The 12,356-nt window shown below is 68.2% G+C and carries 10 protein-coding genes; 4 read left to right on the top strand and 6 right to left on the bottom strand.

Going from position 1 to position 12,356, the window contains the following annotated elements; all coding sequences use genetic code 11:
* Positions 1-11: 11 nt before the first annotated feature.
* The 6 genes from hisG to metH are packed head-to-tail and all read right to left on the bottom strand — an operon-like array spanning position 12 to position 7,240.
* Positions 12-863 carry an ATP phosphoribosyltransferase gene (gene hisG, locus GO592_RS10050; protein WP_007299050.1) on the bottom strand — a complete coding sequence of 284 codons (852 nt, stop codon included), beginning with the start codon at positions 861-863 and terminating at the stop codon, positions 12-14.
* A 47-nt stretch (positions 864-910) separates the two neighbouring features.
* Positions 911-1,192, bottom strand: coding sequence for a phosphoribosyl-ATP diphosphatase (locus tag GO592_RS10045; protein WP_009473527.1), 282 nt, complete (start codon positions 1,190-1,192; stop codon positions 911-913).
* A 25-nt stretch (positions 1,193-1,217) separates the two neighbouring features.
* Positions 1,218-2,111 (bottom strand): pseudouridine synthase, encoded by an 894-nt coding sequence (locus tag GO592_RS10040; RefSeq protein ID WP_007299049.1) that lies wholly within the window; start codon positions 2,109-2,111, stop codon positions 1,218-1,220.
* Between the two features lies 1 nt (position 2,112).
* Entirely contained in the window at positions 2,113-2,970 is an 858-nt protein-coding gene (trhO, locus tag GO592_RS10035; RefSeq protein ID WP_007299048.1) for an oxygen-dependent tRNA uridine(34) hydroxylase TrhO, read from the bottom strand.
* Positions 2,971-2,985: 15 nt separating this feature from the next.
* The gene (locus GO592_RS10030; RefSeq protein ID WP_005562923.1) at positions 2,986-3,678 is read right to left on the bottom strand and encodes an HAD family hydrolase; all 693 of its coding nucleotides are present in this window, start codon (positions 3,676-3,678) and stop codon (positions 2,986-2,988) included.
* Positions 3,671-7,240: a methionine synthase gene (metH, locus tag GO592_RS10025; protein ID WP_007299047.1), complete on the bottom strand. Its 3,570-nt coding sequence runs from the start codon at positions 7,238-7,240 to the stop codon at positions 3,671-3,673. The genes GO592_RS10030 and metH overlap by 8 nt, the downstream gene beginning before the upstream one ends.
* A gap of 51 nt (positions 7,241-7,291) precedes the next feature.
* Between metH and GO592_RS10020 the strand changes: the two genes are divergently transcribed.
* The 4 genes from GO592_RS10020 (at position 7,292) to GO592_RS10005 (ending at position 12,290) form a co-directional block, all read left to right on the top strand.
* Positions 7,292-8,233: a PAC2 family protein gene (locus GO592_RS10020; RefSeq protein ID WP_005256316.1), complete on the top strand. Its 942-nt coding sequence runs from the start codon at positions 7,292-7,294 to the stop codon at positions 8,231-8,233.
* Positions 8,230-9,381 carry an MFS transporter gene (locus tag GO592_RS10015; RefSeq protein ID WP_007299046.1) on the top strand — a complete coding sequence of 384 codons (1,152 nt, stop codon included), beginning with the start codon at positions 8,230-8,232 and terminating at the stop codon, positions 9,379-9,381. The genes GO592_RS10020 and GO592_RS10015 overlap by 4 nt, the downstream gene beginning before the upstream one ends.
* A gap of 90 nt (positions 9,382-9,471) precedes the next feature.
* Positions 9,472-11,967 carry a nitrite reductase large subunit NirB gene (nirB, locus tag GO592_RS10010; RefSeq protein WP_007299045.1) on the top strand — a complete coding sequence of 832 codons (2,496 nt, stop codon included), beginning with the start codon at positions 9,472-9,474 and terminating at the stop codon, positions 11,965-11,967.
* A complete protein-coding gene (locus GO592_RS10005; RefSeq protein WP_007299044.1) occupies positions 11,964-12,290 on the top strand; it encodes a Rieske 2Fe-2S domain-containing protein in 327 nt (108 codons plus the stop codon). Before nirB ends, GO592_RS10005 begins: the two co-directional genes overlap by 4 nt.
* The last annotated feature ends 66 nt before the right edge of the window (positions 12,291-12,356 follow it).

Here is a 12,356-nt window from a genome sequence, read left to right as displayed (position 1 = left end):
GCAGAACGAGATCAGAGTGCGCGGCAGGACCGGATGTTGGACGCGAGGATGGCCTTGGCGCCGAGGTCCGCGAGTTCGTCCATGACTCCGTTGTGGCCCTTGATCGGCACCATCGCCCGGACCGCGACCCAGTTCTCGTCGGCGAGCGGCGACAGTGTAGGCGACTCCAGGCCCGGGGTGATCTTCAACGCGTCGTCGAGGATCGACTTGGGGCAGTCGTAGTCGAGCATCAGGTTCTGCTGCGCGAAGACGATACCGCGCACCCGCTCGACCAGCTGGTTGCGCGCGGAATCGTCGTCGGGCGAACCGGCGCGCTCGATGAGCACGCCTTCGGAATCGCACAGGGTGTCGCCGAACGCGACCAGGTTGTGCTGGCGCAGCGTGCGGCCGGAGCCGACGACGTCGGCGATGGCGTCGGCGACGCCGAGCTGGATCGAGATCTCCACGGCGCCGTCGAGGCGGATGACCGAGGCGTCGATGCCGCGTGCGGACAGGTCGTCGCGCACCAGGTTGGGGTAGGACGTGGCGATCCGGAGTCCGGCGAGGTCCTCGACCGACCAGTCCTTGCCCGCGGGGGCGGCGTACCGGAATGTGGAACGGCCGAAGCCGAGCGACAGCCGTTCGGAGACGGAGGCCCCCGAGTCGCGGGCGAGGTCGCGGCCGGTGATGCCGAGATCGAGTTCACCGGATCCGACGTAGATCGCGATGTCCTTGGGGCGCAGGAAGAAGAACTCGACCTGATTGGACGGGTCGAGGACGGTCAGGTCACGGGAGTCGGTGCGACGGCGGTAGCCGGCCTCGCTGAGGATTTCGGCGGCGGACTCGGACAGCGAGCCCTTGTTGGGGACTGCGACGCGCAGCATGGCTGAGGGTTCCTTTCGGGAGCGGGTGGAGGAGTCTCGATCACCGATCACAGATGTCGGTAGACGTCCTCGAGCTTCAGGCCCTTACCCACCATCAGCACCTGCGTCCAGTACAGCAGCTGAGAGATCTCCTCGGCGAGTGCCTCGTCGCTCTCGTGCTCGGCGGCGATCCACACCTCACCCGCCTCTTCGAGGATCTTCTTTCCCTGCGAATGGACGCCGGCGTCCAAGGCGGCAACGGTGCCGGACCCCTCGGGGCGGGTAGCGGCACGCTCGGTCAGCTCGGCGAACAGGGATTCGAAGGTCTTCACGAGGACCCATTGTTTCACGCCGCCGCGGACCTCTCCGAACCGGTCACCACCCGAGTGTGCGGCGACTCTCGAACCGGCGGACCTCGCCCGAACGGGGGTCGGTGAACTCGATGGCCCGCGCCAGCAACCGCAGCGGCGTCGAGAAGTCGCCGGGCTCGGACCGGCGGAAGTCCGGGTAGTAGTTGTCGCCCTCGATCGGCAGCCCCAGCGACGACATGTGCAACCGCAGTTGGTGCGTCCGGCCGGTCTTCGGCAGCAGCCGGTACCGCGCGCGGCCGTCTCGGGTCTCGATCAGCTCGACTACGGTCTCGCTGTTCGGTTCTCCCGGTTCCTCCGTGGCCGTCATGATCCCGTGCTCCTTGACGATGCGGCTGCGGATGGTCCGCGGAAACGCAAGCGTCGGATCGCGCCCCGCGACGGCCTCGTATTCCTTGGTGACCTGCTGGGAGACGAACAGTTCCTGATACGGTCTGCGGTCTTCCGGCCTGATCAGGAACACCAGGACGCCGGCCGTCATCCGGTCGAGCCGGTGCGCCGGTGTGAGGTCGGGCAGGTCGAGCGCCCTCCGCAGCCGCACGACCGCCGTCTCGGTGATGTGCGCGCCCCTCGGAATGGTCGCGAGGAAATGGGGTTTGTCGATCACCACGAGGTGGTCGTCGCGGTGCAGGACGTCGATCTCGAACGGAACCGGGATCTCGGGTGCGGGGTCGCGGTAGAAGTACACGAAACGGGTTGGGGCATAACGGGTCCCGCGGTCGACCACCCTGCCGTGCTCGTCGACGACTTCCCCGCCGTCGATCAGCGACAGCCAGTGCGCGCGCTCGTCCGGGTACGTCTCGACCAGGAATTCGGCGACCGTCTTCGCGCCGACGCCTGCCGGCATCCGGATGCGGTCGGGACCGAGGCCGTTGCGGACCGGCAGGGGCGCCCCCGCCACCTCAGCCCGCCCGATTCTCGGTGCAGCCGGCGCAGACGAGCACCAGTTCGCGGCCCCGGTCGTCCGGCAGATTCTCGTACCGGGACGTCGGACCCCCGCACTTGCTGCAGCGCCCCAGAGTCTTGGCCTGATCGCTGAACTCGATGTTCATCCGTTTGTCGAAGACGTACAGCGACCCCTCCCACAGGCCCGTGTCACCGAACGCCTCGCCGTAGCGGACGATGCCGCCGTCCAGCTGGTAGACCTCGCCGAACCCGCGCGAGCGCATCAGCGAGGACAGGACCTCGCACCGCACTCCCCCGGTGCAGTAGGTGACGACGGCCTTGCCCTTCAGATGGTCGTACTTGCCGCTGTCGAGTTCGTGCACGAACTCGCGCGTGGTGGACACGTCGGGCACGACGGCGTCCCGGAATCGGCCGATCTCCGCCTCGAAACCGTTGCGTCCGTCGAAGAAGACGACGTCGTCACCGCGACCCTCGACCAGGCGGTGCACCTCGTCGGGTGCCAGGTGGGTACCGCCGCCGACGACACCGTCCGCATCCACCTTCAGCTCGCCCGGCGCACCGAACGTCACGATCTCCGATCGCACCTTGACGCTCAGCCGCGGGAAGTCGTCACCGAGCCCGTTCGACCACTTGATGTCGGCGTCCTTGAACGGGGCGTAGCTGCGCGTCCCCTTCACGTACCGCTTGACGTCGTGGATGTCACCACCGACCGTCGCGTTGATGCCGTGCTCGGAGACGAGAATCCGACCGGTCAGGTTGTTCGCCTCGGCGAGTGTGTACTGCCACAGCCGTATCGCCTCCGGGTCGGCGAGCGGAGTGAACACGTAGAACAGCACGATTTTCGGGACAGCCACGGCAAACCAGACTACCTAGAGACGGACGGCACTCCGCTGCGCCCACACCTCGGCCAGGTCGGAACCGGTGAGACCCTCGAGACTGTCCCGGAACACCCGCCCCGGGCCGTCGGCCACCACGATCTCGCACGGAACGATCAGGACGACGCACCCCGCGGCCTGCGCGGACGCCGCACCGGTGGGCGAGTCCTCGATGGCCAGGCACTGCGACGGATCCAGTCCCAGCAGTTCCGCGCCCCGCAGGTACGGGTCGGGATGCGGTTTGCCCGCCGGCACCTCGTCACCGCACACCGAGTGGTCGAAGTGGTGCCTGCCGAGTGTCTCGAGTGCCCGCTCGGTGAGCCGACGCTCGGTGTTGGTCACCAGCGCCGACCTCAGACCGTGCGCCCGGACGGTCCGCAGTGCGTCGTGGGCGCCCGGTCGCCACGGGATCCCGTCGCCGAACAATTCCTCGACGCGGGTGAACATCCACTCCTTGGCCTCGGCGAGCGCCGCCGGATCCCGGTCGAGCCCGAGGGCGTCGAAGATGACGCCGAGAGCGTTAGCACTCGACGCACCGATCGTCTTCAGCCGCGTTTCCTCGGTCATCGGACCGCCGAGGTGCAGCGACAACTCGCGGACCGCGACGTCCCACATCTTCTCGGAATCGAGCAGCGTTCCGTCCATGTCCCACAGAACACCTGCGAGACCGTCGAATGCATCAGACATTGAAGTACTTCGCTTCGGGGTGGTGCAGCACGAACGCATCCGTGGACTGCTCGGGATGCAACTGCAATTCCTCGGACAACTTCACACCGATCCGTTCGGGTTCGAGCAGAGCGACCATCTTCGCGCGGTCCTCCAGGTTGGGGCAGGCACCGTACCCGAAGGAGTAGCGGGCACCGCGGTAGGCGAGGTCGAAGAACCCGGACACCTCGGACGGGTCCTGCTCGGCCACGTTGTGACCGCCGGGCAGCACGAGTTCCTCGCGGACCCGCTGATGCCAGTACTCGGCCAGCGATTCCGTCAGCTGCACGCCGATGCCGTGCACCTCCAGGTAGTCGCGGTACGCGTTGGCGGCGAACAGCTCGTTCGCGAAGTCCGCGATCGGCTGCCCCATGGTCACGAGCTGCATCGGGAACACGTCGACCTGGCCGGTCTCCTTCGCCTCGGTGCGGGACCGGACGAAGTCGGCGACGCACAGGAAGCGGTCGCGGTGCTGGCGCGGGAACGTGAACCGGAAGCGTTCCTCGGCGTCGGGTGTCGGGTCGGTGAGCACGACCACGTCGTCGCCCTCGGACACGGCGGGGAAGTAGCCGTACACGACGGCGGCGTGCGCGAGGATTCCCTCGGTGCTCAGCCGATCGAGCCAGTACCGCAGGCGGGGGCGGCCCTCGGTCTCCACCAATTCCTCGTAGGTGGGACCGTCGCCGGAACGCTGCCCGCGCAGACCCCACTGCCCGAGGAACAGGGCGCGCTCATCCAACAGCCCGGAGTAGTCCGACAGCGAGACGCCCTTGACGATCCGGTTGCCCCAGAACGGCGGGGTCGGGACCACGATGTCGGTGGCCACGTCGGATCGCTCCGGCACCTCGATCGGGGTCTCGGCGGCCTTGCGCTTCTCGGCGATCCGCTTGGACCGCTCGTGCCGCGCCTTCCGTTCGGCCGCCTTCTCGCGGGCCGCAATCGCTTCCGGACTGTCCGGGTCGGGTCCGCCGCCACGCTTGACGGCCATGATCTCGTCCATCCGGTGCAGGCCCTCGAACGCGTCGCGTGCGTAGCTGACGTCGCCCTCGTACACCTCGGCCAGGTCGTTCTCCACGTACGAACGGGTCAGCGCGGCACCGCCGAGGAGGACGGGGAACTTCTCCGCGACACCCTTGGCGTTGAGTTCCTGCAGGTTGTCCTTCATCACCACGGTCGACTTCACGAGCAGCCCGGACATGCCGATGACGTCGGCCTTCTGCTCGATCGCCGCGTCGAGGATCGTCGCGATCGGCTGCTTGATGCCCAGGTTCACCACGTCGTACCCGTTGTTGCTCAGGATGATGTCGACGAGGTTCTTGCCGATGTCGTGGACGTCGCCCTTCACGGTGGCGATGACGATCCGGCCCTTGCCGTCCTCGTCGGTGGCCTCCATGTGCGGTTCGAGGTATGCCACGGCCGCCTTCATCACCTCGGCGGACTGCAGCACGAACGGCAGCTGCATCTGCCCGGACCCGAAGAGTTCGCCGACGGTCTTCATGCCGGACAGCAGCGTCTCGTTGATGATCGCGAGCGGCGGCTTCTCCTCCATCGCCGCGGTGAGGTCGTCGTCGAGGCCGTTGCGTTCACCGTCGACGATGCGGCGTTCCAGCCGCTCGAACAGCGGCAGCGCCGCCAGTTCCTGGGCACGGGATTCGCGCGCCGACGCCGCGGAGACGCCCTCGAACAGTTCCATCAGCTTCTGCAGCGGGTCGTAGCCTTCACGGCGGCGGTCGTAGACCAGGTCGAGGGCCGTTTCCCGCTGTTCGTCGGGGATCCGCGCCATCGGCAGGATCTTCGACGCGTGCACGATGGCCGTGTCCAGGCCGGCCTCGGTGCACTCGTGCAGGAACACCGAGTTCAGGACCTGCCGGGCCGCCGGGTTGAGACCGAACGAGATGTTGGACACGCCGAGGGTGAAGTGGACCCGCGGATGCCGCTTCTTCAGCTCGCGGATCGCCTCGATCGTTTCGATGCCGTCGCGGCGGACCTCTTCCTGACCGGTGGAGATCGGGAACGTCAGAGCGTCGATGATGATGTCGGACTCGTCGAGACCCCAGTTCACGGTGAGGTCTTCGAGCAGACGCTCGGCGATGCGGACCTTGTGCTCCGCGGTTCGCGCCTGGCCCTCCTCGTCGATGGTCAGCGCGACGACGGCGGCGCCGTGCTCCGTGACGAGCCGCATGATCTTCTGGAACCGCGAGTCCGGTCCGTCGCCGTCCTCGTAGTTGACGGAGTTCACGGCGCACCGGCCGCCGAGGTGCTCGAGGCCGGCCTGCAGGACCGCGGGCTCGGTGGAGTCGAGCATGATCGGCAGCGTCGACGACGTCGCGAACCGGCTTGCGAGGGCGGCCATGTCGACGGCACCGTCGCGTCCGACGTAGTCGACGTTGAGGTCGAGCATGTGGGCGCCGTCGCGGGTCTGGTCCTTCGCGATGTCGAGGCACTTCTGGTAGTCCTCGGCGATCATCGCCTCGCGAAACGCCTTGGAGCCATTGGTGTTCGTGCGTTCACCGATCATCAGGATGCTGGCGTCCTGCTGGAACGGCACCGCCGTGTACAGCGAGGACGTCCCCGACTCGTGCACCGGGTTCCGCTCGGCCTTCTCGACCAGGCGGACCGCTTCGGCCACCTGCCGGATGTGCTCCGGGGTGGTCCCGCAGCAGCCGCCGACCAGACCGAGACCGAACTCGGTGACGAAGCCGCTGAGCGCCTCGGCGAGCTCCTCCGCGGTGAGCGGGTACTCGGCGCCGTTCGGGCCGAGCTGCGGCAGTCCGGCGTTGGGCATCACCGACACCGGGAGGGAGCTGTACTTGGACAGGTGACGGAGATGTTCGCTCATCTCGGCCGGTCCGGTCGCGCAGTTGAGGCCGATCATGTCGATACCGAGCGGCTCGAGCGCGGTCAGCGCGGCACCGATCTCACTGCCGAGGAGCATCGTGCCGGTGGTCTCGACCGTGACGTGGGTGATGATCGGCAGCCGCGACCCCAGCGTCTCCATCGCCCGCTGACTGCCGAGGATGGCGGCCTTCACCTGCAGCAGGTCCTGGCAGGTCTCGACGAGGATCGCGTCCGCTCCCCCGTCGATCATGCCCATCGCAGCCTCCGCGTAGGCGTCGCGGAGGACCGCGAACGGCGCGTGGCCCAGCGTCGGCAGCTTGGTTCCGGGTCCCATCGAGCCGAGGACGAAGCGGCCGATGCCGTCGCGTCCGGGCCCCATCTCGTCGGCCACGTCACGCGCCAGCCGGGTGCCCTTCTCGGCCAGTTCCCGGATACGGTCCGAAATGTCGTAATCGGCGAGGTTGGGTAGGTTGCACCCGAACGTGTTGGTCTCGACGGCGTCCGCCCCCGCCTCGAAGTACGCGCGGTGGATGTCTTTCAGCACGTCAGGGCGAGTGTCGTTGAGGATTTCGTTGCAGCCTTCGAGCCCGAGGAAGTCGTCGAGCGTGAGGTCCGCGGCCTGCAACATGGTGCCCATGGCTCCGTCGCCGATGACAACGCGCTGGTTCAACGCATCGAGCAGGGCAGAGTGAAATGGCGCAGACATGCCGTCCAGACTAGTGGGCGCGCGAACCAATGCTGGCCGTAGGCTGGGTGGGTGAGTTCCAGTGAGTTCCCCGTCACGCCTGCGGGCCGCGCCGACGACACCCCCGACACCGCGGATGCCGGTGCGGCGGACAGTGGCGTGCCCGTGCTTCGTGACCCTGTCCTCGTCGCCGCCTTCGAGGGCTGGAACGACGCCGGCGACGCCGCGAGCGGAGCCGTCGAGCACCTCGAGTTGACCTGGGACGCCCAGCCGCTCGCCGAGCTCGACTCCGAGGAATACTACGACTACCAGGTCAATCGACCCACGGTGCGGCAGGTCGACGGTGTCACCCGGGAGATCGTGTGGCCCGCCACCCGCCTGTCGGTGTGCTCGCCTCCCGGCAGCGACCGCGACGTGGTTCTGCTGCGCGGGATCGAACCGAACATGCGCTGGCGCAGCTTCTGCGAGGACCTCCTCGAGCTGATCGATCAGCTGCAGATCAACACCGTGGTGATCCTCGGGGCACTGCTCGCGGACACCCCGCACACGCGGCCGGTCCCGGTGACGGGCAGCGCGTACAGTAGCGAGGCCGCCGAGCGGTTCAAGCTCGAACAGACCCGCTACGAGGGGCCGACCGGGATCACCGGGGTGCTGCAGGACGCGTGCGTCCGGGCCGGTGTGCCTGCCGTGTCGTTCTGGGCGGCCGTGCCCCACTACGTGTCCCAGCCGCCGAATCCGAAGGCCACGGTGGCGCTGCTCCAACGCGTCGAGGATGTCCTGGACATCGAGGTTCCCCTCGGGGAACTCCCGGCCCAGGCCGACGACTGGCAGGAAGCGGTCACCGAGATGACCGCGGACGACGAGGAGATCGGCGAGTACGTCCGCTCACTCGAGGAGCGCGGCGACGCCGAGACCGACATCTCCGACGCCATCTCGAAGATCGACGGTGACGCGCTCGCGGCCGAGTTCGAGCGGTATCTCCGCAGGCGTGGGCCCGGCAGCTTCGGGCTGTGACGAAGAACTCATCCGAGTCGCTTCGTTCCTCGCTCCAGCGCACGGCGCTCTACGCCGGCGGTTTCCTCGGTCCGTTCGGCGGCGGGGTCGTCGCCTCGATCCTTCCCGAGATCGGTGACGACCTCGGCGTGAGTGCGTCCGCCGCGGCCGGCTCGCTGACGGCGTACCTGCTGCCGTTCGCGTTGCTGATGCTGGTGTCGGGCACGCTGGGCGCCCGGTGGGGGCAGACGCGGACCGTGCGGATCGCGTACGGCGTCTACCTGCTGTCGTCGCTGGCGTGTTTCGTGGCGCCGACGCTGCCGCTCTTCCTCGGCGCCCGCGTGCTCCAGGGGTGTTCGAACTCGTTCACGACGCCGCTGCTGCTGGCGGCGCTCGCCGCCTCGACTCCGAAGAAACATCTCGGCCGGGCGCTGGGAATCTTCGGCGCCTTCCAAGCCGCGGGACAGTCGAGCGCGCCGCTCGTCGGCGGGCTCGCGGCGGAGGTCGACTGGCGTCTCGCATTCCTCGTCATCGCCCTCGTCGCCGCGGTGCTGGGTCTGGTCGGCGTTCCCGACAGTGCTCCCGCCGAGCCGGGGGCACCGCGCCCGCGACTGCGCGACGCCCTCACCCCGTCGGTGCTGAGAATCGGGGTGGTCGCACTCCTCGGCTGGGGCGCGCTCGGTGGGCTGAGCTTCCTGGTGGCGTTCCGCGCCGAGGACGTCTTCGGGCTCAGCCCGACCCAGCGTGGGCTGCTGCTCACCGGGTTCGGCGTGGCCGGCATCCTCACCGCACGCCTCGTCGGCGGTGTCATCGACAAGATCGGGGCCCGGGCGGCCGTCCTGATCGGCGCGTTCGGCGGGGCGATTCTCGTCGCGGCCGCCGGGACCGTGTCCCTCCTCGCGGTCGTGGCCGTGGCGTGGTTCGCGGCCGGAATCGCCGGTCAGTTCATCCTGGTGGGGGTCAATGCCGCCGTGCTGGGTTCGCCGGGACCGAACCGGGGCGGCGCGGTGTCCGTCGTGCAGGCGCTGCGATTCATGGGCAACGCGCTCGCCCCGATCACCCTCACCCCGGTGTATTCGGTGTCGCCCGCGGCCGGTTTCCTGCTGCCCGCCCTGCTCCTCGCCGTGCTGGCCCCGCTGCTCATGCCCCGCGACCGCACACCTGCCTGACATGACTTCCGGGAGGGCTGTGAGGTGTTCCTGATTCCCACGTAACGTGCGCGCAGCCGTTACGACACTCCCGGGGCGGAGCCTCGACGCATGGCCAACACACCGAGTTCGAGCAAGCTGCTGGTCGTCGGCAACGGTATGGCCGGCGCACGCACCGTCGAGGAGATCCTGAACCGTGGCGGCGGCGAGCGTTTCGAGATCACCATGATCGGCGACGAGCCCTACGGCAACTACAACCGGATCATGCTCTCGCACGTGCTGTCCGGGGAGGCGGCCGTCGACGACGAGGACCTCATCCTCAACCCCATGGGCTGGTACACCGCCAACGGCGTCAAACTCCACGCCGGCGACCGCGCGGTCGCACTCGACCGGTTCGCGAAGACCGTTACGTGTGAGAGCGGCCGCGTCGTCGACTACGACGTCCTCATCATCGCCACGGGAAGCAACACGTTCTTCCCCAACATGGACGGACTGCGCGAGCACGACGGGCGCCTGGCCCGCGGGGTGTTCGGCTTCCGGAACATCGCCGACACCAACGGAATGCTGCAGATGGCGCAGGCCCGCGACGACGTGTCCGCGGTGGTGATCGGCGGCGGTCTGCTCGGCCTGGAAGCCGCGTACGGGCTGCGCACTCAGGGTCTCACCGTCAACGTCGTGCACTCCCCCGGGCACCTGATGAACCAGCAGCTCGACGAACGCGGCGGCAGCGTCCTGCGCGGCGAGATCGAGAAACTCGGCGTCGGCGTCCACACCTCGATGCGGACCACCGCCGTGCTGCGCGACGACGCGGGCCTCGTGACCGGGGTGTCGTTCGTCGACGGCTCCACCCTGGACGCCGACATGGTCGTCGTCACCGCCGGAATCCGGCCCAACACCGAACTCGCGCGGGCCGCCGGGCTCGTGGTCGAACGCGGCGTCGTGGTGGACGACCAGATGCGCTGCGAGGACGAGGGTTCCGTGTACGCCGTCGGCGAGTGCGCACAGCACCGCGGGGAGACCTACGGCCTCGTCGCCCCGGTGTGGGAGCAGTCGGTCATCCTCGCCGAAGTCCTCACCGGCTCCAATCCCGAAGCGGCGTACATCGGTTCGCGCACCACCACCAAACTGAAGGTCGCCGGTGTCGACGTGGCCGCGATGGGCGTCAAGGGACCGGAGACGGCGGACGACGAGTTCGTCCAGTACTACGAACCGCGCAGCGGCACGTACAAGAGCATCGTAGTCCGAGACGGCAAGCTGATCGGCGCCACCCTGATGGGCGACATCAGCAAGGCCGGTTTCCTCACGCAGGCGTTCGACGGCAAGGTGCCGCTGCCCGAGGAGCGGATCAGCATGCTCTTCGACGTCGGAGCCCCGAACGCCGCGACGAGTGTCGCCGATCTCCCCGACGAACTGCAGGTGTGCAACTGCAACGGTGTAAGCAAGGGCGATCTGGTGGCGTGCGTCCATTCCGGCGCCAAGACACTCACCGACGTCTGCGCCCAGACCCGGGCAGGCAAGGGCTGCGGCTCGTGCAAGGGTCTCGTCGCCGACATCGTGGCCTGCGCCGCGGGCGGCGAACTCGAGGCCGACCCCTCCGCAGACTGGTATGTGCCCTGCATCCCGATGACGAAGCCCGAACTCATCGCGACCATCCGGGAACGCGATCTCCGCGCCGTGTCCCAGGTGTTCGCCGAGCTCGCGACGGACGCGAAGGAGGACGCGTCCGCGAAGATGCCCCTGGCCTCGCTGCTCCGCACCATCTGGGGACCCGACTGGGTGGACGAGCGCGGCGCGCTGTTCATCAACGACCGCGTGCACGCCAACATCCAGCGCGACGGCACGTTCTCGGTGGTCCCGCAGATGAAGGGCGGCGTCACCACGCCGGAGCAACTCCGCAAGATCGCCGACGTTGCCGACAAGTACGGCGTGCCGCTCGTGAAGGTCACCGGCGGGCAGCGCATCGACCTGCTCGGCATCAAGAAGGAGGATCTACCCAAGGTGTGGGGTGACCTCGACATGCCGTCCGGGTTCGCCTACGGCAAGAGCATGCGCACGGTGAAGACGTGCGTCGGAACCGATTTCTGCCGCTACGGTCTCGGCGATTCGACCAGCCTCGGCATCGCGCTCGAGGAGCGGTTCCAGGGCCTGGAGACGCCCGCGAAACTGAAACTCGCGGTCGCCGGGTGCCCACGCAACTGCTCGGAGGCCCTGTGCAAGGACTTCGGTGTGGTCGCGGTCGGCGACGGCCGGTGGGAAATCTACGTCGGCGGCGCCGCCGGAGCGCACATCCGCAAGGGCGACCTGCTGGCCACGGTCGAATCACCGGACGCCGTAGTGGAACTCGGCGGACGATTCATCCAGTACTACCGCGAGAACGCGAAATGGCTCGAGCGCACGTACGACTTCGTGCCGCGGGTGGGACTCGAACATCTTCAGGCGCTACTGGTCCGAGACGAGGAGCACATCGTGACGGGATTGGACGAGCGGATCCAGACGGCGGTGGACGGCTACCGGGATCCCTGGAAGGAGCGCAGCGCGCCGAAATCGCCCGCACAGTTCGCTCCGTCGCTCCCGCTGCTGCCGCTTCCCCAGGTGCCGGTCCGATGACCGCCCTGGTCGAGGGGCCTTCCGAGGTCGCGGTGGGGCCGGTCAGCGACCTGACGCCGGGCGAAGGCCGGACGTACGTCGTGCAGAACCGTCAGGTGGCCGTGTTCCTGTTGTCGGACGGCACCGTTCGGGCGATGGATGCGGTGTGCCCGCACAAGGGCGGTCCCCTCGCCGACGGACAGATCGACGCCGACGGCGTGACGTGCCCGCTCCACCAGTACGCGTTCGCCTTCGACACGGGCGCCTGCGCATCCGAAGGTGTGGGCTCGGTCCGCACCTACTCCGCCTCGGTTCGCGAGGGGTCGGTCGTCGTGCACGTGTGAGTGGCCATTCACCAGTGCTCTGCCCTGATACGGCGTGCCTTTCGGGAAAGTCTCGGCACCGCTGTC

Origin of the sequence: Rhodococcus sp. 21391, from assembly GCF_016772255.1 — a bacterium.
GTDB classification, from domain to species: Bacteria; Actinomycetota; Actinomycetes; order Mycobacteriales; family Mycobacteriaceae; genus Rhodococcus_F; species Rhodococcus_F opacus.
This window is presented reverse-complemented; position numbering and strand designations above follow the sequence as displayed.